The organism is Spirosoma aerophilum, assembly GCF_054782495.1.
Genome location: NZ_BAAGSJ010000005.1, coordinates 200,588 through 220,828 on the forward strand (window position 1 = coordinate 200,588; position 20,241 = coordinate 220,828).

The 20,241-nt window shown below is 50.1% G+C and carries 22 protein-coding genes; 16 read left to right on the forward strand and 6 right to left on the reverse strand.

Annotation, left to right across the window (positions count from 1 at the left end; genetic code table 11):
* The first annotated feature begins 100 nt into the window (after positions 1–100).
* The 7 genes from ACYVK4_RS07225 to ACYVK4_RS07255 all read left to right on the forward strand — a co-directional run bounded on the left by ACYVK4_RS07225 (position 101) and on the right by ACYVK4_RS07255 (position 5,277).
* Positions 101–841, forward strand: coding sequence for a 5'-nucleotidase C-terminal domain-containing protein (locus ACYVK4_RS07225; protein ID WP_461126821.1), 741 nt, complete (start codon positions 101–103; stop codon positions 839–841).
* The gene (locus tag ACYVK4_RS07230) at positions 819–1,763 is read left to right on the forward strand and encodes a bifunctional metallophosphatase/5'-nucleotidase (protein WP_461126822.1); all 945 of its coding nucleotides are present in this window, start codon (positions 819–821) and stop codon (positions 1,761–1,763) included. The genes ACYVK4_RS07225 and ACYVK4_RS07230 overlap by 23 nt, the downstream gene beginning before the upstream one ends.
* A 44-nt stretch (positions 1,764–1,807) precedes the next feature.
* On the forward strand, positions 1,808–2,560 hold the full coding sequence (locus ACYVK4_RS07235) for a hypothetical protein (RefSeq protein ID WP_461126823.1): 753 nt from the start codon (positions 1,808–1,810) through the stop codon (positions 2,558–2,560).
* Between the two features lie 36 nt (positions 2,561–2,596).
* On the forward strand, positions 2,597–3,031 hold the full coding sequence (locus ACYVK4_RS07240; protein ID WP_461126824.1) for a hypothetical protein: 435 nt from the start codon (positions 2,597–2,599) through the stop codon (positions 3,029–3,031).
* Between the two features lie 123 nt (positions 3,032–3,154).
* Positions 3,155–4,495 carry a xylose isomerase gene (gene xylA / locus ACYVK4_RS07245; protein ID WP_461126825.1) on the forward strand — a complete coding sequence of 447 codons (1,341 nt, stop codon included), beginning with the start codon at positions 3,155–3,157 and terminating at the stop codon, positions 4,493–4,495.
* 96 nt (positions 4,496–4,591) lie between these two features.
* Positions 4,592–4,810: a PLDc N-terminal domain-containing protein gene (locus tag ACYVK4_RS07250; RefSeq protein WP_461126826.1), complete on the forward strand. Its 219-nt coding sequence runs from the start codon at positions 4,592–4,594 to the stop codon at positions 4,808–4,810.
* A complete protein-coding gene (locus ACYVK4_RS07255) occupies positions 4,807–5,277 on the forward strand; it encodes a DUF2059 domain-containing protein (protein ID WP_461126827.1) in 471 nt (156 codons plus the stop codon). The genes ACYVK4_RS07250 and ACYVK4_RS07255 overlap by 4 nt, the downstream gene beginning before the upstream one ends.
* Before the next feature lie 109 nt (positions 5,278–5,386).
* Here ACYVK4_RS07255 and ACYVK4_RS07260 read toward each other — a convergent pair whose 3' ends face one another.
* The gene (locus ACYVK4_RS07260; protein WP_461126828.1) at positions 5,387–6,199 is read right to left on the reverse strand and encodes an enoyl-CoA hydratase-related protein; all 813 of its coding nucleotides are present in this window, start codon (positions 6,197–6,199) and stop codon (positions 5,387–5,389) included.
* A 114-nt stretch (positions 6,200–6,313) separates the two neighbouring features.
* Here ACYVK4_RS07260 and ACYVK4_RS07265 point away from each other — a divergent pair, with 114 nt between their 5' ends.
* The gene (locus ACYVK4_RS07265; protein ID WP_461126829.1) at positions 6,314–7,426 is read left to right on the forward strand and encodes a T9SS type A sorting domain-containing protein; all 1,113 of its coding nucleotides are present in this window, start codon (positions 6,314–6,316) and stop codon (positions 7,424–7,426) included.
* Position 7,427: 1 nt separating this feature from the next.
* Here the strand turns inward: ACYVK4_RS07265 and ACYVK4_RS07270 are convergent, their stop codons facing one another.
* Positions 7,428–8,405, reverse strand: coding sequence for a radical SAM protein (locus tag ACYVK4_RS07270; protein WP_461126830.1), 978 nt, complete (start codon positions 8,403–8,405; stop codon positions 7,428–7,430).
* Positions 8,406–8,490: 85 nt separating this feature from the next.
* Positions 8,491–9,336 carry an acetyl-CoA carboxylase, carboxyltransferase subunit beta gene (gene accD / locus ACYVK4_RS07275; RefSeq protein WP_461126831.1) on the reverse strand — a complete coding sequence of 282 codons (846 nt, stop codon included), beginning with the start codon at positions 9,334–9,336 and terminating at the stop codon, positions 8,491–8,493.
* Positions 9,337–9,518: 182 nt separating this feature from the next.
* On the opposite strand from accD, the gene ACYVK4_RS07280 reads away from it, so the two are divergent.
* A complete protein-coding gene (locus ACYVK4_RS07280; RefSeq protein WP_461126832.1) occupies positions 9,519–9,962 on the forward strand; it encodes a hypothetical protein in 444 nt (147 codons plus the stop codon).
* Between the two features lie 123 nt (positions 9,963–10,085).
* On the opposite strand, the gene ACYVK4_RS07285 is transcribed toward ACYVK4_RS07280, so the two are convergent.
* Positions 10,086–11,816, reverse strand: a complete 1,731-nt coding sequence (locus ACYVK4_RS07285; RefSeq protein ID WP_461126833.1) for a S41 family peptidase — start codon at positions 11,814–11,816, stop codon at positions 10,086–10,088.
* 233 nt (positions 11,817–12,049) lie between these two features.
* Between ACYVK4_RS07285 and ACYVK4_RS07290 the strand changes: the two genes are divergently transcribed.
* Entirely contained in the window at positions 12,050–12,349 is a 300-nt protein-coding gene (locus ACYVK4_RS07290) for a Dabb family protein (protein ID WP_461126834.1), read from the forward strand.
* Positions 12,350–12,441: 92 nt separating this feature from the next.
* Here the strand turns inward: ACYVK4_RS07290 and ACYVK4_RS07295 are convergent, their stop codons facing one another.
* Positions 12,442–12,855 (reverse strand): Ohr family peroxiredoxin, encoded by a 414-nt coding sequence (locus ACYVK4_RS07295; RefSeq protein WP_461126835.1) that lies wholly within the window; start codon positions 12,853–12,855, stop codon positions 12,442–12,444.
* 372 nt (positions 12,856–13,227) lie between these two features.
* Between ACYVK4_RS07295 and ACYVK4_RS07300 the strand changes: the two genes are divergently transcribed.
* The 5 genes from ACYVK4_RS07300 to ACYVK4_RS07320 all read left to right on the forward strand — a co-directional run bounded on the left by ACYVK4_RS07300 (position 13,228) and on the right by ACYVK4_RS07320 (position 19,192).
* Positions 13,228–15,012, forward strand: coding sequence for a tetratricopeptide repeat protein (locus ACYVK4_RS07300; RefSeq protein WP_461126836.1), 1,785 nt, complete (start codon positions 13,228–13,230; stop codon positions 15,010–15,012).
* A gap of 70 nt (positions 15,013–15,082) precedes the next feature.
* Entirely contained in the window at positions 15,083–15,961 is an 879-nt protein-coding gene (locus ACYVK4_RS07305) for a DUF4292 domain-containing protein (protein WP_461126837.1), read from the forward strand.
* A 24-nt stretch (positions 15,962–15,985) separates the two neighbouring features.
* Entirely contained in the window at positions 15,986–17,413 is a 1,428-nt protein-coding gene (locus ACYVK4_RS07310) for a murein hydrolase activator EnvC family protein (protein WP_461126838.1), read from the forward strand.
* A 126-nt stretch (positions 17,414–17,539) separates the two neighbouring features.
* Positions 17,540–18,358 carry a 3-methyl-2-oxobutanoate hydroxymethyltransferase gene (panB, locus tag ACYVK4_RS07315; RefSeq protein WP_461126839.1) on the forward strand — a complete coding sequence of 273 codons (819 nt, stop codon included), beginning with the start codon at positions 17,540–17,542 and terminating at the stop codon, positions 18,356–18,358.
* An 87-nt stretch (positions 18,359–18,445) separates the two neighbouring features.
* Positions 18,446–19,192, forward strand: coding sequence for an RluA family pseudouridine synthase (locus ACYVK4_RS07320; RefSeq protein WP_461126840.1), 747 nt, complete (start codon positions 18,446–18,448; stop codon positions 19,190–19,192).
* 90 nt (positions 19,193–19,282) lie between these two features.
* Here ACYVK4_RS07320 and ACYVK4_RS07325 read toward each other — a convergent pair whose 3' ends face one another.
* Positions 19,283–19,471 (reverse strand): hypothetical protein, encoded by a 189-nt coding sequence (locus tag ACYVK4_RS07325; protein ID WP_461126841.1) that lies wholly within the window; start codon positions 19,469–19,471, stop codon positions 19,283–19,285.
* 352 nt (positions 19,472–19,823) lie between these two features.
* Here ACYVK4_RS07325 and ACYVK4_RS07330 point away from each other — a divergent pair, with 352 nt between their 5' ends.
* Positions 19,824–20,195: a hypothetical protein gene (locus ACYVK4_RS07330; RefSeq protein WP_461126842.1), complete on the forward strand. Its 372-nt coding sequence runs from the start codon at positions 19,824–19,826 to the stop codon at positions 20,193–20,195.
* The last annotated feature ends 46 nt before the right edge of the window (positions 20,196–20,241 follow it).

Genomic DNA, 20,241 nt, shown 5'->3' on the forward strand with positions numbered 1-20,241 from the left:
CCTGTAAGGCCTTTGAGGCCTTGTAGATTTGGCATCAACGGTGTTTTCTAACGATTTGTTAACGCATGATTACTCAGAGTTTCCGAACTTGCCACTACCTATGAAAAAGCATTTATTGCTACTGGCCTTAGCTGCGCTATCGGCCTGTAACCCTGGCTATCACCTGGCCAACCGAACAGCGAATCGGATTGGCGTCGATTCGCTGTCAGCCTCCGCCGATGCCAGTGTGGCCAGCTTCCTGACCCCCTATCGACAGGGGCTCGAAAAAACCATGAATGAGGTGCTGACCCGGTCAACGGGGTCCATCGACAAAGGACAACCCGAAGCACCACTCAATGATTTACTGACCGATGCTCTCCTGAAACAGGCCATCGAACGATATGGCAAACCCATCGACTGTTCGCACCTGAATTACGGCGGTATCCGCAGCAACCTGCCCGCCGGAGCAATCACAACGGGGTCCATTTTCGAAGTGATGCCGTTCGATAATCAGTTAATTGTATTGACCGTTAAGGGCGATATGCTCCTGACCATGCTGAATCATTTTGCCAAAGGGAACAAGCTGGTAATTGGCGGGCTGCGGGCGAAAATCCATAACGAGCAGGTGCAGTCGGTAACGTTCACGAACGGCCGAACGCTGCAACCCAATGAAACGTATACCATTGTCATGAGCGATTACGTCGCCAACGGGGGCGATGATGCCGGTTTTCTAAAGAACCCCATCAAGAGCGAGAACATCAACTACCTCATGCGCGATGCCCTGATCGACTATTTCCGGGCGCAGGGCAAAACCGGTCAACCCATTAACCCTACTTCTGATGGACGTATTAGCATCGAATAGACGCCAGTTTCTAAAATTACTCGGTACCGCTGCGGTGGTCGGTTCGGTAGCGCCCGATGTGCTGGCCAGCCCCAACGGACGCAGTAAATCAACATCACTGACCATTCTGCACACCAACGATGTGCATAGCCGTTTGGACCCGTTTCCAATGGATGGCAGCCGGAATGCGGGCAAAGGGGGCGTTGCCCGTCGCGCTACCCTGATTCAAAAGATTCGGCAGGAACAGGTAGACGGACACTCCCGCAATGTGCTGCTGTTCGACGCGGGCGATATTTTTCAGGGTACGCCCTATTTCAATGTGTACAAGGGCGAACCCGAAATTCTGGCCATGAACAAGCTGGGCTACGATGCCGGTACCATTGGCAACCACGATTTCGACGGCGGTATCGACAACATGGTTACGCAGTTTGGCAAGGCCAGCTTCCCGCTGTTGATCGCCAATTACGATTTCAAAAATACCGTGATGGACGGCCGGACCATGCCGTATAAAGTGTTCGAGAAAGATGGCGTTCGGCTTGGTGTGTTTGGCCTGGGCATCAAACCGGAAGGGTTGATCCCGAGAGATGCCTACAAAGAAACCAAATACCTCGACCCGATTGAACTGGGCAACGATACCGCGGCCAAACTACGCACCGACAAAAAGTGCGACTACGTCATTTGTCTTTCCCATCTCGGCTTCAAATACAATGATGCCACCGTGTCGGACAATGTGCTGGCGGCCAAAACGCAGAATATCGACCTCATCATTGGGGGCCATACCCACACATTTCTGGATGCCCCCGTAGCCGTCAACAACCTGAACGGCCAACCCGTCTGGATCAATCAGGTTGGCTTTGCGGGCATCAACCTCGGCCGGATTGATCTGACGTTTGATAAAGGCAAAGCCGTTGCCAGCGCCGGGCAATCGGTGGAAGTAAAGTAAAAACAGTACGCATATCCTGAAGCTTACGCAGCATAATACGGACTATGAAATCGCTGGTTTTCCATATTTTCTTATTGGCAGCGCTGGTTGGCTGCGCGCCTAATGTTCAGGTCGTTACGTTACGAGGTTCGAACGTGCAGCCTGATAATGAAGGATTAGTACTGGATACTGACACCCTGACCCTCCGCTATAATTTTGCCAGTGAGCGGGGACTGATGCACCTTTCGCTGGTCAATAAGCTCGATAAACCCTTGTATATCGACTGGAAACGCTCCTCCTTTATTATCGGCCAAAATAAAGTTGACTATTGGTATGATGTGGTCGATGTCCATCTGGTGGGAAGGTCTACTAATTATTCGCGTTATTCGACGACCACTTCACTGAATGGAACGTTCGCAAAACCGGAGCAGATTAGTTTTGTTCCACCCCAGACCAAGCTTGAGAAACAGCAATTTATAGTGGTGCCCAGCGGACAGTTAACGTTAGGGGGTACGCCTACAACTATACAGGAAAGAGCGAAGGGGGAGGACAGGAAAAAACCAATTGACATTAATGTGTTCAAGTACGCTTCGGGGCAATCGCCCCTGACATTTCGAAACTACCTCACACTTTCAACGGATAAGGATTTTAAAACAGAGTTCTCGATTGATACAAAGTTTTGGGCGTCGGATGTAAAAGTATTGCCCCGCGATCACCTATTGACCCAGCGAACAAGTAAAGGTTACGAATATAATTACGTAGAAGTTGTCCCATTTAAACAACCGGATGGCTTCTACATTATAATTCCTAAACAGTAAATGAATTAAACTCCACACGCAAAAATTGTTTTTACAATGAACCCGATCTTCGCCAAACTCAATTTCAAAGCCCAGTCCGAAATCGCTGTGATCAACGCCCCGGATGAGTTTCTGCCCGTGATGGATGACATGCGCTCCCTGGCAACCATCGTCACGGATGTTCAACAAATTGAGCAGGGGGAATTTGCTATTGCGTTCGTGAAAACCCAGCAGGAAGTTAATGCGGTGAGCACACTCTTAGCCGAGAAGATCAAGGGCGACAGCCTCGTGTGGTTTGCCTATCCTAAAGGTTCTTCGAAAAAATATACCTGCGACTTTAACCGGGATAGCGGCTGGAGTACTTTGGGCTCGTTAGGTTTCGAGCCCGTACGTATGGTCGCTATTGACGAAAACTGGAGTGCCTTGCGCTTTCGACGGATCGAGTATATTAAATCCATGACCCGTCAGACCCGGTTGACTACCCCCAAATAAAGCTGCCTGTTACGCCCGTTCCAGGAAGATGATTATCCGGGGAGATGCTTGACAAATAAGGAGAAACCTGCGTTGGCTTTCTTTACCTTACCTGATCACGTTTCTTATCTCAACTATATTCTCATGTCCGACATTCAGTTAACCCTCGGCGAAAAAACGTATTTCCCCTTTATAGAAAAGCCCGTTGCCTACGAAGGCCGCGAGTCCGATAACCCGATGGCCTTCAAGTTTTACGACGCCAACCGGCTTATTCTGGGCAAACCGATGAAGGATATTTTCCGGTTTGCCACCGCCTACTGGCACACCTTCTGCGGTACCGGTGCCGATCCATTTGGTCCCGGCGTGAAGCATTTTCCCTGGGATGCCAACGCCGACCCGCTGGCAGCAGCCCACGACAAAATGGACGCAGCCTTTGAGTTCATTACGAAAATTGGGATGGAGTTCTACTGTTTCCACGATGTAGATGTAGCCCCCGAAGGCAAGTCAAATGCCGAGTTTGAGAAGAACTTCCGGGCCATTGTCGACTATGCCAAACAGAAACAGGCCGCCAGTGGTGTGAAACTGCTGTGGGGAACGGCCAACCTGTTCTCGCACGAGCGGTACATGAACGGCGCATCGACCAATCCCGATTTCCATGTACTGGCACATGGCGGCTGGCAGGTAAAGAACGCCATCGACGCCACCATCGAACTGGGCGGGGCGGGCTACACGTTCTGGGGAGGCCGCGAAGGATACATGTCGCTGCTGAACACCAACATGAAGCGCGAACAGGAGCATCTGGGCAAATTCCTGCAAATCAGCCGCGACTATGCCCGCAAGCAGGGCTTTACGGGTGCGTTCTATATCGAACCGAAACCAATGGAGCCAACCAAACACCAGTATGATTTCGACGCGGCAACGGTTGTTGGTTTCCTGAACCGGTTTGGTCTTCAGGATGACTTTGAGTTGAACATCGAAACCAACCACGCTACCCTCGCTAACCATACGTTTGCGCACGAGTTGCAGGTAGCCGCCGACAACAACATGCTCGGCAGCATCGACGCCAACCGGGGCGATTACCAGAACGGCTGGGATACCGATCAGTTTCCGGTGGATGTGTATGAGTTGACCGAAGCCATGCTGGTCATTTTGGAAGCGGGTGGTCTGAAATCGGGAGGTGTTAACTTCGACGCTAAAACGCGCCGGAACTCCACCGATCTCGAAGATATTTTCATTGCCCACATTGGTGGTATGGACACCTTCGCACGGGCCGCCATTGCCGCCGAAGCCATCCTGGCCAAATCGCAATACAAAAAGCTGCGGACCGAGCGCTACGCCAGTTATGACTCAGGCGAAGGATCCCGCTTTGAAAAAGGCGAGCTAACCCTCGAAGACCTCCGCCAGTATGCCATGACCAATGGAGAACCCAAGCAACTGAGCGGCAAGCAGGAATTATATGAAATGATCGTTAATCAGTACATTTAACTGACCCAGTCAACACAGACCTTATAGGTTTTAAAAACCTATAAGGTCTGTCAAAAACCGCTTCGTCGGCTACAAAGTCATTAAACACATACCACTATGCAGGCGTTTATCGGTATTGGAGGGATAGAACTTTTGTTCATCCTGGGCGCTTTAGGGTTTGTGTTCATTTTCCCGATTGTCGCGCTGGTGGATGTGATTCGAAGCAATTTTCGTGGGCCAAACGATAAAGTGATCTGGGTCATCATTATCCTTTTCCTGAACCTGATCGGCGCACTTCTTTATATTTTCATTGGCCGTAAACAGCGTATTGCATGAAGTATGTATTACTATTGACCAGTTTATTCCTGACCGTTTCGGCGTTTGCCCAGACCAGCACCGACGAAGCCGCCGTGCGAACGACCATCAAAATGATGTTCGACGGCATGCGTAAAGGCGATTCGACCCAGATCAAGAATACATTTATGCCAGGAGCCTCCCTCCAAACAATTGCCAAAAACAAGGAAGGTGAGGTTGCGGTGCGCACCGACGACATTGGCAAATTTGCCGCTTCCGTCGTGAAATACCCGGCCTTTACCCTCGATGAGCGGCTGTCGGGCATGGAGATCAAGATCGACGCCGAGTTGGCAACGGCCTGGACACCCTACGTTTTTTATCTTAAAGATCAGAAAAGCCACTGTGGCGTAAATGCTTTCACGCTGGTGAAAGTAAGCGGAAACTGGAAAATTCAGGGGATCATCGACACCCGCCGGAAAGACAACTGCCCGGACTTACCGAAGCCCTAATTACTAAACAGCCAGAGGCTGTTCGTGCCGTGGTGTCAGGTTCTTAAACCTGACTTGGGTCGATTTCTCAAAACCTACACCTCGCAAATAGCTGGAAGTTGTTGGGTACTTAACCCCAATTCGGTTTTCGCTTCTCCAGAAAAGCAGCCATACCTTCCCGGGCATCGGACGTTTGTTGAAGCTCAGTGAATTGATCATACAAAAAGGCCTGCTGTTCGTTCGATGGCAGGTCTTTTAACGTTTGGAAAGCCCGCAAGCCAAACTGCATGGCTGTTGGCGAAACCTGTTTTAATTCGTCGGTCAGGTTTTTGACCGCCTTGTCTAATCCCTCAGCCGGCACAACCTCCGTTACCAGGCCAAGCGTCAGGGCTTCTGTAGCCGATAATGTCTTCGCCCGCAGGCAGAGGTCGAGTGCCTTTCGGGCGGGCATACTGTCGAGCAGAACGGCCAGTACCTGAAACGGAAACAGGCCACGTTTCACTTCCGGCAAACTGAACATGGCCATCTCAGCGGCAACTACATGGGTGCTGCCCCCCACCAGCAGAAATCCCCCCGCATAAACGTTGCCCTGCACAGCGGCAATACAGGGTTTGTGCAAACCGGCCATCAACTCGCCCAGACGAACCGGGCTGGATGGTTCTGGAACCGACGCTATTTCGGTATCACCCGCCGACAAGCTTTTCAAGTCCATACCCGCGCAAAATGTATCGCCGGAAGCGGCCAGAACAACCAGCCAAACATCGGTCGTGTAGTGCGCATAGGCCAGTGCAAAGGCCAGCTCAGCCAGCATGGGCGGATGGAGGGCGTTCTTTTTTTCTGGCCGGTTCAGCGTAATGGTCAGCACATGCTCATCGACCGTTGTGAGCAGGTAACGGAAGCCATCGGCGGGCAGTTGAGTAGTTTGGTCGGGGGTGTAAAGCATGGGCGAAAAGTACAAAAATACCGCTTACGAAATGTTTAAACACAAGTATATGAATATGTATCTATTTAAAGTTATATCGGTAAGTTTCCCTTACGCCCAAAGCCCCGATCCATTATGAAATCGTTTACCTTTCTCCTCCTGATGCTGGTGTGCAGTCAGGTTGCTCAGGCTTCGCATTTGCTTGGCGGCTATATTCGGGCAAGTCGTGTTTCGAGTACTGCCCTTACGTACCAGGTTACGGCGGTTCTTTACATGAATGAAATAACCGGAAAGGCTGCCGCTGACCAGGCGGAGTCTATCGAGATCTGTTTTGGCGATGGCAGTACGGCTATTGCTTACCGGGCAAACCGAATCATAACGAATGATAAAAGTACGAGTGTCAGTAGCTATAGTGTCATTCATACCTATACCGGACCCAGCACCTACCAGGTCATTGCTTCAGTATCCAATCGAACGATTGTCAAGAATATCACGAACGCCGACAGTCAGCTGCTTACCCTTAGAACGACATTTTCCACGACTGCGAATCAAACACCAACCCCTGACTTTTTCTTAGACTTTCGTACCGGAGCGAACCAGAAAGCAACCTTTTCCCTAAAAGCAACGGATGCCGACGGCGACAGTTTGATTTATGGCTTGGCCAGAGCTTTGACCAGCACAACTCAGTCTTCGTGCGATGCCAAACCGGTAGCGACCTATCAATTCCCGAACGATCTGACGCGCCGGGGCACCTTCAGGATTAATAGCCGAACGGGCGAACTGGTTTGGGATACACCTACTGAATTGGGCTATTATAGCGTAGCCATCACCATAGATAAGTACCGAAACGGAATTTTGATCAGCCAGACCGTTGAGGAAGTTATGCTGCTTGTTGAAGATCGGCCCGGCACCCCCGGCACCGTTCCGGCTTACGAGCCAGCTATAGAGGGCGCTTTTACAGGGATTGTAACGGCCACGCCAGCCTATGAAGACGCCAATTTTCGTCTTGCTACGTTTCCCAATCCCGTCGAAGATCGGCTACAGGTCGTTATCCAGACCAGCAGCCCATCAACAGCATCCCTGCAACTGACTGACACAAACGGGCGGAAAATTCACGAGCTAACGTTTTCAAAGCTGGCCCGCCAGCATGAGCAGATCATAAGTTTAAGTACTCTGATGCCGGGTGTGTATCTGGTACAGGCCACCACCGAAGGCCGAACGCTGACGCGCAAGATTGTGAAGCGTTAAGTTAGAACAACTGCTTCCATGTGCCTTTCACCCAGTTGTATTTGAGGGTGCTGGGTAAGGCACTCCAGAAATATTTATTTACCTCAACCGCAAATGAAGGCTGCATGTAGCAGTTGATGGCGCAGCCCTCGCAGGCAGGCAGGCGACCTTCCAGCGCGACGAGTTTCTGCACCTCAACGGAGCGGTACAGGTCGAACAAACTATTGTCGATGGCAAAGTCTTTCAGGCCCAAATGATAACAGGGCAGCACGAGTTTGTTTTCGGGCGAGATGACGATCGTTGTGCTAGCCGCCCGGCAGATCGGGTCTTCGATGTGGTTACCGCCATCGCGCCGAAGCTGGATGAAGGCATCGTTCAGATACACATTCTTCTGCTTACCCCACCACGACATTTGTTGCAGGGCCTCTTCCGAAAAACGGTCGCCGGTTTCCACCGCGTTGTACTCAAATACAGGGTTCAGAATTAAAACAAGGCCATTGGGCAGGCAAATGTCCTCGTGCATCTGCCGAATTTGATTCACATTATGCTCAAAAACCGTGAACAGAATGTCAGGGCGTTCGCCCAGGCTGCGGGCAATGGCAATGGACTCCATTACCTTATCAAAACACTTTACGCCCCTGGATGTATCGTGTTCGTCGGCAATTGGCGAATCGAGCGAGAAGTGGAGCATGTCGATCAGACCCCGCAGTCGTTCGGCCTGTTTGGGATACAGCAGCGCGTTGGTCGTGACGGTCGTGATCAGGCCAAGGCGTTTAGCTTCCTGAAGCAGTTCGGGCAGTTGGCGGTGCAGAAGCGGCTCGCCACCGGTGAAATCGACCACACGAACGCCTAACTTTTTAAGGTCGCGCAGGTTCTGCCGGGCATTGTCGAGGGTAACGTATGGGGAAGGGCGCTCCCATATATCGCAAAAACTACAGCTCGCATTGCAGCGATAGGTAACGTAGTAGTTGCAGAGGACAGGATGGGAGACAAGGCGCATAAAAAAGGAGTTGGGAGCGAGGAGATAGAAGCGAGCCTGTTGACGGACCGGCTCCTATCTCCTCGCTCCCAACTCCTCAATACTATTATGACAACAGCATTCTAAACAGGCTCACCAGTTTATCTTTCAAATCTTTCCGGTCGACAATGAAGTCCAGGAAGCCGTGATCGAGAACAAATTCAGCACTTTGAAAGCCTTTCGGCAGATCTTTGCCAATGGTTTCACGAATAACGCGCGGGCCGGCAAAGCCAATGAGGGCTTCGGGTTCGGCAATATTGAAATCGCCCAGCATAGCATAGGAAGCCGTTACGCCACCCGTGGTCGGGTCGGTCAGCAGCGACACATAGGGCAGTTTGGCTTTATCGAGCAGGGCTAGCTTGGCCGATGTTTTCGCCATTTGCATGAGCGAAAAACCAGCTTCCATCATGCGGGCTCCCCCCGATTTCGACACCATCAGAAAGGGCGTCTTATTGGCAATAGCGTGATCGATAGCTCGGGCGATTTTCTCTCCAACGACCGATCCCATTGATCCACCAATAAAATTAAAGTCCATGACGGCGGCCGTTACGGTCAGGCCGTTCATTTGTCCATAGGCCGTCCGAACCGCATCCTGAAGACCCGTTTTGGCGATCGTCGCCTTTACGCGGTCTGGATAGGCTTTTGTATCAACAAATTTGAGCGGATCGGCGGAGCGCATGTTGGTATCCAGTTCGGTGAATTCGTTGTCGTCGAACAGGATAGAAAAATACGCGTCTGACCCGATTTTTTCGTGGTAGTTACAATGAACACACGTGTACGCATTGAGTTTGTGCTCCCGCGTATTCATTACTTTTTTACAGTTCGGACATTGATACCACAACCCATCGGGGGCTTCCCGTTTCATTTCGGTTGGGGTTTGAATACCCTTATCTTTTCGGACGAACCAAGACATTTTGAGTAAGTAATTATCAGGAAAGGAACAACAAAGGTACAAAGAAAAGCAGATCAACGGTCATATTTCAGCATTCCCAGATGAGCCGGCTCTGAGCAGCTACGAACTCTGCTCATTAACCAGACAGTCGGTTTACGCTACGCCGGGTTTTTTTATACCAATAAAGTTGTTGCTTTGTGACCATGAAACACGCATTAACCGCTTTGCTTTTAGGATTAACGGTATCGGCTTTTGGCCAGGCATCCGTAGCCTACTACCCGTTTAATAACCTAATTTCGGTTAGTACCAACGCCGACCGGGCATTCTGGGCCGACGCTCGTGTACAGACCAATACTGTTTTTGGCTCACTGAGTACCACCATTTGCCCCATGGTGAATGTAGCCAGAAAAGCGCAGGTCAATTACTATACGGGACTGGGCGTTCGGTTCAATGCGCTGAATGGTATCGACAACCGCGACATTCTGGAAGGCTATTCACTTCATGTGGGGGTTCGTATCAAACCCCTGCTCATGCTGCCTAATCTACGGGTAGCGTTCGAGATAGCCCCCTACTCCCGCAAAGACTTCAAGACCGGTAACCTTCAGTCGTTCCTGGGCCTGGTCTATCAATTTGCGAAGAAACCATGAAAGTAGGAGGTAGAAACGAGGAGGTAGGAGTGAGGAGGGCTGACGCATGCTTTTTGCTTTCGCCGGTCCGCCGGTGCGGTCAGCCCTCCTCACTCCTCACTCCTACCTCCTCGCTTCTAACTCCTATTTCTGATTATACGTCATGGCGCCGTGTTCGAGCTTGTCGGCACGGTCGAAGAGCTTAAGGGCTTTTTGGTAGGTGTCATCCGATTGACCAATCACCCGGAAAAACTCGTTGTTCTGACCGCCTTTGTTATTTTTCTGATATACAGACCGGGCCACCAGCGCTTTTAATTGATTCCGGATGTAGTTCTTCGAGCGGCTGTACTCTTTCTCGTTGAACTTGATCCCCTGCGATGTGGCTTCTTTTACCAGACGGTTCATTTGGTCGTCCGTGAAGATGACGGTACGCTCAAATTCGTCGAACGGCATTTTCTCCAGCTTCTTGCGGTTATCGTTGGCGTATTCCATAGCAAACTCCCGGATGATGTTCTTCCCGTAGAGTTGAATCACATAAGGCGTCTGCCAGCTTGTATCCCGTGGAATGAAGTAGTCGGGCGTAATACCGCCACCACCGTACACAATACGGCCATGATCTGTCTTGAACTTAAGTTTGGGATCGTTTTTGATGGAGTCAGCAATGTAATACTCACCCCGTTTCGAGCGTAGCTCCAGATCTTTTTCGTAGTCGCCTTCGTGGCCCGGCACATAAGGCTTCTGAATACTGCGGCCACTGGGTGTGTAGTAGCGCGAGATCGTCAGTCGAAGTTCGGACCCGTCGGAAAGCTGCACCGGCATTTGCACAAGCCCTTTCCCGAACGACCGCCGTCCAACAATCAGGGCGCGGTCGTGATCCTGCAACGCTCCCGAAACAATTTCAGACGCCGACGCACTCCCTTCATCGACCAGAACAATAAGGGCTCCCTCTTCAAACTGACCGTCGATGCGAGCCAATGTTTTGCGGTCGTACCGATTGTCTTTTCCATCGGTATACACCAGCAGTTTATTGCCCGAAATAAATTCGTCGGCAATGTTGGTGGCCCGATCCATATAACCGCCGGGGTTATTGCGCAGGTCCAGCATCATCTGCGTCATACCTTTCGCTTTGAGGGAGGCCAGTGCCGTTTTGAACTCGTCGTACGTCGTTTCGGAGAAACGGTTGATTTTTATATAGCCCGTTTTCGCATCGATCATATAGGCAGCATCGACAGAATAGGTCGGAATCCGGTCGCGGGTAATCGTAAAATCTCTGGCTTCCTTATCGCCTTTCCGCAAAATGGTTAGCTTAACATCCGTACCACGCTTACCGCGAAGGGCTTTGAAAACAGAGCTATTTTCGATTTTACCGCCCGTCGCCAGCGGCTTCCCGTCAACCTTAACGATCTTATCGCCACTCTGAATACCGGCCGTTTCTGATGGACCACCCGCCAGCGGAGTAACCACATAAACAGTATCCTTGTAAATATTAAACTCGACACCAATACCGTCGAAGCCACCTTCGAGCTGTGACCGGGCCGCAACGGCATCCTGAGGGTTCATATAAGCCGTGTGCGGGTCGAGCTTTTCGAGCATTTTGGTGATCGAGTAGTCAACCAGCTCATCGGTATTGACCGAATCCACGTAGTTGTTTTCGATCAGCTGTAAAATTTCGCGGTATTTGGTGTAGCCGCGCCCAATATTATTCAGGCTTTTGGCACCGCCAAAAAACGTGGCACCGATAAGCATCCCACCCGCCAGCGTAATGCCCAGCAGCATCGGTATCCGCACCGTGGTTTTGTCGTTTTTGATCCGGTTGTTGGGTCCGTCCGTTTCGTTTCCTCCCGGTTTATTCGTAGCGTTGATATCTCCCTCCATTCGTTCGTCTCGTCAGTGGTGTCTTCCTATATGCCATAACGTTTTGAATGTAGCGAAATGTTTGCCATAAAGATTATAAGATGTTAAAAAATGAAAAGTATTCCTGATTGCGAATCATATTTCCAGCCAACGGTATTCGCATTGGTCAATACTGATGACAGAGCCCTCATTCTTACCAAAAACTATGCTTACTTTTACACGGCAGCCAACATCATAGTCTGCCCCTTACTCTTATGTTCGTTCATACCGTTTTTTTCTGGCTTCGTCATCCCGAGAGCCAGGACGATCACCAGGCTCTACGCGCTGGTTTAGAAACTCTTAAGTCGATCACCGACATCACCACAGCCTACGTAGGTACACCTGCCGAGACCCGTCGGCCCGTTATCGATCACAGCTACGATTTCGCATTAACGCTGGTTTTCGCGGATAAAGCGGCTCACGATGCCTATCAGGTTCACCCCGGCCACCTGGCCTTCGTCGATACATGCGCCCACCTGTGGGAGCGGGTTCAGATTTATGATGCGGTTAGTTAGGAAGTAGTAGAAGCGAGGAGTGAGGAGGGCTGACGCGTATTTGCTTTTGCCGGTCAGCCCTCCTCACTCCTCGCTTCTAACTCCTAACTCCTCTAAACCAACACCTCAACTTTCATCTCCATATTTCCCTTGACGGCTTTGGAGTAGGGGCAAACAGCGTGGGCACTTTCGGCAAGCTGCTGAAGCTGGTCGTGATCCATATGAGGAGCTTTGACGGTGATTTTACCCGACAGGAACATATTGGTTCCTTCTTTATTGAGCGAAATGCTGACTTCTACGGCATGCTCCGGCAGAATGACTTTCCGATGTTCGGCAACGGCCATCAATGCACCGTTATAACAGGCGCTGTAGGCTGCGGCAAACAGCATTTCGGGATTGGCGGCTCCGCCTTTCCCATGCATTTCGACGGGTCGTGTCAGTTCCAGTTCTAAAATACCATCGAGCGACTTGACATCGCCTTCGCGCCCGCCGACATTGCTGACGGTGGCGGTATACAGGGTTTCCATACGTTGAGTTTTTAGTGATACACATTCGGTGCGAACTTGCCCGCACGTTCGTTTATACCTTGAAAAAGCCGGAGTTGTTCACAAGCCAGTGTGATTCACCAGCCGCTGAATCAGAATAGCCGGGGGCGTTGGCTCAAAAAATGGCGGGGTTGAAAAAATAGACAGCTAAGGATGACCTACAGGCCAACTATTTGCTGTTATTTAACAGACGTTTACTCACCCAACAGGTTAATTATTGAGGTCGGTTTGGACATTTACAACATTCCACCATTTTAAACTACCTTTGTGTTAGCGGTTTATTTGAAACAAAGCCGCAATAGACCGGGTTGAGCCGCGTTTTTCGTACGTATGCATCACGACACGCAGACCAACATGACTTCAATATATCGATCATATCCAGGCCATCGGGTTCTTATTGGACTGGCGGGTAGTTTGGCGCTGCTTCTTGGGCTGTCCGCCGGGCCTGTGACGGCTCAGCGTAAGCGCGATAAGGCAGATACTGCCCTGGCTAAACCGGGCTCCGTTTCGACTACCAGCGTACGCATGGAAGAAGAAACGATGTTTACAGAAGGCGTTCGGTATTTGATGACCGATGAACCCTCCAAAGCCATTGCCCAGTTTACGAAAGTGCTGCAGAAAGACCCGAACAATGCTGCGGCACAGTACTCTACAGCCAGTGCTTACCTCAAAAGCGGCAAAGTGGCTGAAGCTATCCCCTATGCCACCAAGGCCCATTCACTGGCTGCCGACAATAAATTTTACTCGCTCCTGCTGGCCGAATTATACGTGAAGCAGAAACGCTACAGCGAGGCCGAAGAGCTCTATGAGGCCCTGCTGAAAAAAGGTCCCGAGAATGCCGAATATGGCGTTGAACTGGCTGCTATCTACCTGTTCAACGACAAGCCAGACAAAGCCCTTGAAACCTACAATAAAGTAGAACGGGAACTGGGGTTGAACGAAGAAATCAACCGGCAGAAACAGCGCATTTACCTAAAGCAGAATAAAATAGACAAGGCCGTTGAAGAAGCCGAGAAACTCGTAGCCTCGGAACCCTCAGACCCCGACTACCTGCTCGAAGGAGCCGAACTGCTCATTGCCAACGACCGCACCGACCAGGCTATCAACTGGATAGACCGAGCCCTGAAACTAAATGCAGACCTACCCCAGGCGCATGTGTTGCTGGCCGACATTTACCGTAAGAAAGGGGATATGGATCGCGTCAGCAAGGAGCTGAATCAGGTGCTGGCCAACCCCAATCTGGAAGCAGGTCTGAAAGCCCGGATTCTGTCCAGCTACATGGGCATGACGGGTACAAACACCGCAGCCCAACAGGACGCGCTCGGCATGGCAATGAATTTAGCGAAAACGTCGCCCAACGACCCAAAAACGCAGGTGATGCTAGCCGATTTGCTCATGCAGCAAGGCAAAAAAGCCGAAGCCCGCGATGCGTATGCCAAAGCAGCCCGTCTGGATGGTTCCGTGTACGAAGTCTGGGGTGCCCTGATCCAGCTGGACGGCGAACTCAATCAGGTCGATAGCCTGCTGGTGCACTCCGAGAAAGCACTGGAGGTATTCCCAACACAAGGATTGTTCTGGTATTCTAACGGATCGGCGAATCTGTACAAACGTAAGTATCAGCAAGCCGTTGATGCGCTGGAGGAAAGCCAGAAACTACTGGCAGCCACCGGGAGCAATGACGTTAAGAAAGGCATTTCTGCCCAGTTGGGCGATGCTTATAACGGCCTGGGCGACCATGCGAAATCGGATGAGGCTTACGAGGCTGTGTTAAAAATAGATCCGCTGAACGATCACGTCCTGAACAATTACAGCTATTTCCTGTCTTTACGAAAGGAAAACCTGCCTCGTGCCCAGCAGCTGGCGCAGAAACTTGTTGAGCGTCATCCAACCAATGCAACCTACCTGGATACCTATGCCTGGGTGCTTTATGTCTCAAAAGACTACGCCAAAGCGAAGCAGTACCTCGAAAAGGCCATGGCCGATCCGGCTAATGTAAGCGGAACCATCATTGAACATTATGGCGACACTCTCTACCAGCTTGGCGAGCGCGACAAAGCAATGGAACAATGGAAACAGGCAAAAACAAAAGGCGGTGCCAGCCCCGAGCTGGACAAGAAAATAGCTACTGGCAAGTTATAAAAGAGTGATTAGTGGTCATAAGTGGCGGCAAAATACCGGTAGCCACCAAAAATCACTAACACTACCCTGTATGAATAAACACCTGTTATTTACCTTTCTGTTAGGCGTATTACTAAGTTCCGAAGGTTGTCGGCGGCACCACATGTCGCATAGCACTGGCCCGGCTCCTGTTTCACCCGCTCCCAACGACACCACGTCTACTACCCAGCCAAGTCAAAACATACCGTCTGATTCGGCCCTGAGTACCCGTCCGGCACCCGTCAGACCGGGTATTGAAGAAGCCCGCACGAATGTGGCCGAAATTGATTTTCGGTATCTGATAGCCAAATCAAAAATTTCATTTAAGAGCCAGCAGCAGGATATTGACAATGCCAACGTGAACATCCGGGTTCGTAAAGACAGTCTGATCTGGGTCTCGGTTTCCAAACTGGGCATCGAAGCCGTACGGGGACTTATTACCCATGATTCGATTACGATTGTCGACAAAATTCACAAGGAGTATTCGGTTTATGATTTCCCGACCTTGAGTAAGCAGTTTAATTTCAGCATGAACTTTCAACTGCTGCAGGCATTAATCATTGGCAATTTACCGTTGCCCAAACGGCCCGCGCAAAAAATAAAAAACGAACGCGACTACCTGCTCCTGCGGCAAAGTGAAGGCAAAGTGCTGGTTGAAAATTACATTGGCGAACAGGATAGAAAGCTGAAAAAACTGATGGTTACCGAGCAGCCAACCAAAAATACCCTGCGGCTCGACTATGAGGATTTCACGTCGCTGAATAACTTTCTGTTTCCTTACACCAGTTTGGTCACGGTAGACTATAAATCGAAAACTGATGGCCAGTTTTACCAGACCTTACTGCGTATCAAGCATAATAAAGTTGAATTGGTCGATAAAAATCCGGGCTTCCCTTTTACGATCCCGTCAAATTATACCCGTCGACCCTAAGTTTATCCGTTGGTTAACGTTCCTATGCGTACAAAATTTCTCCACGTTCCCTGCGCTGTCCGCTGGTTGATGATTGGCCTGACCATGTTCGGCTGCTTATGGTCGACAGTAGCGGTACAGGCTCAACAGACGGTACGTAACCGGCAGGTTCTAGAGAAAGAGAAAAAGCAGAACCTGGAAAAGATGAACCAGATTCGGGCCATTTTACAACAAACGGCCTCAGAAAAGCAGGCTGGCCTGGGCCAGCTAAAAGCCCTCGACCAACAAATCCAGACGCAATCGCAGCAAATTGGCCTCTTAAACAAAGACCTAAAACTGACTGAGTCTGAAATCGCGGAACTGCGCGAAGCCAGCACCACCCTCACAAAAGACCTCAATAAATTACGAGCCGAATATGGCTCCATGATCTATGCCGCCGACAAACGCCGTCAGCAGGTCAATCCACTCGGTTTTTTATTTGCTGCCGACAACTTCAACCAACTGGTTGCCCGCTACCGCTACCTGCGCCAGTATTCCGATGCCCGACTAAGTCAGGTGCGGCAGATGAACAACGTTAAAACCATGTTGCAGGGCAAGCAGCGAGCCACCCTGCGAAAACGCCAGGAGCAGAAAAACACCATTGGAGCCAAAGTAAGCGAAACGAAAAGCCTCGAAACGCTTAAAGTTGTCAAGAATCAGGTCGTCAAAGAATTAAGCCAAAAGGAAACGGAGCTGAAGACCGAACTGGATGAGAGCCGACGGGCTGTTGCTCAGTTAGAGTCGTTGATCAAACGACTGATTTTGCGGGAGGCAAAAGAACGCGCGGAACGGGAGGCTCGCGAACGCGCCGATCGGGAACGGATAGCCCGCATCGAAGCCGCCCGAAAAGCTGCCGAGCGCAAACGGGCTGAAGAAGCTATTGCTGCCGCCGAAAAGGCCGGTGAAAAACCTGCCCCGGCCGATGTTGCCAAAATAGAACGCCCCGAGGAACCCGAACCAGTCGCTAAAAAGCCCGATGAACGGCGGAATAATAACCTGAACGATGAGGAAACGGCTCTGGCTTCATCGTTCACCGGAGCGCGGGCACGGCTACCCTGGCCGGTAACGAAAGGCTTTATCTCCGATCACTTTGGCCGCAAACCCCACCCCGTTCTCAGAGGAATTATGGTTGAGAACCAGGGAGTCGATATTCAGACAAACGCAGGTGAGGGCGTTCGGTCGGTGTATGACGGTATTGTGCAGGACGTAACAAGCATGCCCGGCATGAATACCGTTGTGGCCATTCAGCACGGCGATTATTTCACGGTTTATGCCAAATTACGGAATGTATCCGTCCGGGTGGGCCAGCGTGTCAAAGCCCGCGAGTCCATTGGCACCGTCGCCACCGACAAAAATGGCGTGTCGGAAATCCAATTCCAGATTTGGAAAGAGTTTACCAAACTCAACCCCGAATCCTGGCTCATGCCCCGATGACCTTACCCAGTATAAAGTTTTCTCTTTGCCGGTAGTTATCTATCAGGCGTAGCAACTACTACCCCACAACTACCTAACTTTGCAGCCTTACTAGCGGTCGGCCGCATCACTTTATAATTGCTCCCAATGTCTGTACATAATCCTGACATCAAGCGAGTTACTACGCATACTATTCAGGAACTTAAAAATAAAGGCGAAAAAATCTCAGCCTTAACGGCCTATGATCACGCCATGGCCCAGGTCGTTGATTCGGCCGGGGTCGAATTAATTCTGGTCGGCGACTCGGCGTCGAACGTCATGGCGGGTCACGAAACAACGCTGCCCATTACCCTGGATCAGATGATCTACCACGCCAGTTCGGTGGTACGTGGCGTTAAGCGGGCGCTGGTCGTTGTCGATCTACCCTTTGGCTCTTATCAGGGCAATTCGACAGAAGCACTCCGGTCGGCCATCCGAATCATGAAAGAGTCAGGGGCTCATGCAGTGAAAATGGAAGGCGGCCTTGAAATAAAGGAATCTATAGTCCGTATTTTGAGCGCGGGCGTTCCCGTAATGGGCCATCTGGGGTTGACACCCCAGTCTATCTACAAGTTTGGCACCTACGCTGTTCGGGCCAAAGAAGAGGCCGAAGCCCAAAAGCTGATCGACGACGCCCACATGCTTCAGGACATCGGTTGCTTTGGGTTAGTTCTTGAAAAAATTCCGGCGGCTTTAACCAAAACGGTTTCTCAAAGCTTGACTATTCCTACCATTGGTATTGGTGCGGGGCCGGATGCGGATGGGCAAATCCTGGTTATTCACGATCTGTTAGGCATCACCAACGAGTTCAAACCACGTTTTCTGCGCCGGTATGCCGACTTGCATAAGGTTATGACAGAGGCCATTGCTCATTATGTGGACGACGTGAAAAGCAACGACTTTCCGAACGAGAAAGAAGCGTATTGAGTTAAAGATAAATGGACAATGCAGTATGGAAACTGAAAAACAGATTTCCAGTTTTCACACTACATTGTCCATTATCCATTATATCTTATGAATAAGAAGCCATTCCAGGTGGTTTATGAAGATAACCACCTGCTCATTGTCAATAAAGAACCGGGTATTCTGGTACAGGGCGACCGTACCGGCGATATTACGCTGCTGGATGTACTAAAGGATTATATTAAAGAGAAGTACAACAAACCAGGGGAGGTTTTTCTGGGTTTGGTGCACCGGCTCGACCGGCCCGTGAGTGGCTTAGTTGTATTTGCCCGAACATCGAAGGCGCTGGAACGGATGAACGAGATTTTCCGGAAGCGGCAGGTTCAAAAAACCTACTGGGCCGTTGTTCGGCGTAAGCCACCCAAAGACGCGGATAAACTTGTTGGGTGGATCACGAAAGATGAGCAGAAAAATCAGGTAACCGTTCATGATTACGAAGTCCCCAAGTCGCAAAAAGCGGAACTCTCCTACCGCGTTCTTGGTAAGATCAATGAGCATTACCTGTTGGAAGTAAATCCCATTACGGGTCGCCCCCACCAGATCCGGTCGCAGCTAGCACATATGGGCTGCCCGATTCGGGGCGACATTAAATACGGCTACGACCGGGCGGTTGCCGATAAGAAAATTTACCTGCATGCTCGTCGGTTGTATTTTATTCACCCGATCAAGCAGGTTGGAGCACCGGATCGACCTATTATCTGCAAAGCAGGATTACCAAATGATCCTTTCTGGGAAGAGTTTCTGGAGTTGGATACAGAGATATATAATGACAAGAATCTAGATTTCACCTTCGAGTGAGCCAATAGTAAGTCACTCGCTCAAAAGTAAGGGCCGCACTCTCTGATCCTCAGAAAATGCGGCCCTTTATATCTGGAAGTAAGTATCTAATCAGTGTTCGGTTAATGTCTGAGCCGCGCTCTGCTGCTCGGAAGGAACAATGTCTGAAATTATTTGCTCCATAACGCGCTCAATCATTTGAATAATTCCCCGAAGCGCTCCGAAGATTATACATAAAGGAAGAATAATAGGCAGAAAAAACACCCACTGAAAAACCATGTACAAACGAAAATTTCTCATCAGCTTAAGGGATAATTTTTAAAGTTAAGTTTACGGATATGTAAATGGGTATATATTTAGCGCCTTAGAAACAATAAATTTCTATTCATATTCAAAATTAACCTTGACTTAGTACAAAAACAAGACAAGCGTTGAAAAACTTTGAACTCAATATCCATTCATTGGCCCTGAACAAGTAAATATATTGTCACCCGCATATCGACTATTACTCTCTCAATTACTGTGCCAGTATTTTTATTAACAGTTTTAATTTGAAAAATGCTAAAAAGCTAACTTGATAATTCTAGCATCAATATATGATTTTCATTTGGTACTTTTGCAAAACAAGCCTTTTTAATTTCTCATAATCAGCGTGTTTGGCATAGCCCCCTATCGACTTGGGATAGCCCGGTTTCTGTTTGGTCTATACGTAGCGGTATTGATCAATGGAGTCGTTTTTCGCCATGCACACCGCTTGTCAGATGGTACGATCATTTGCCATGCACACCCTTACAAGTCATCGCCCGGTACACAGTTTCCAACCCATGCACACACGCGCGATGAGTTAATCTGGCTTGATGCCTTTGCAAATGCCTTATACGCTAATCCTGATGGGGTTATCTGGGTAGCGGCTCTGGTTCTTCTTGTGCTGCTATCGGTAGCGATCTCACCCGTAGCCAGCTTTTTGTTCAGTTCGTCGCACGTGGCGTTCCGTCATCGCGGGCCCCCGATACCATTGGTGTAGTTTCTCCTTTTCATGATGCACAACCCATCGGCTGACCTTTTTTAAA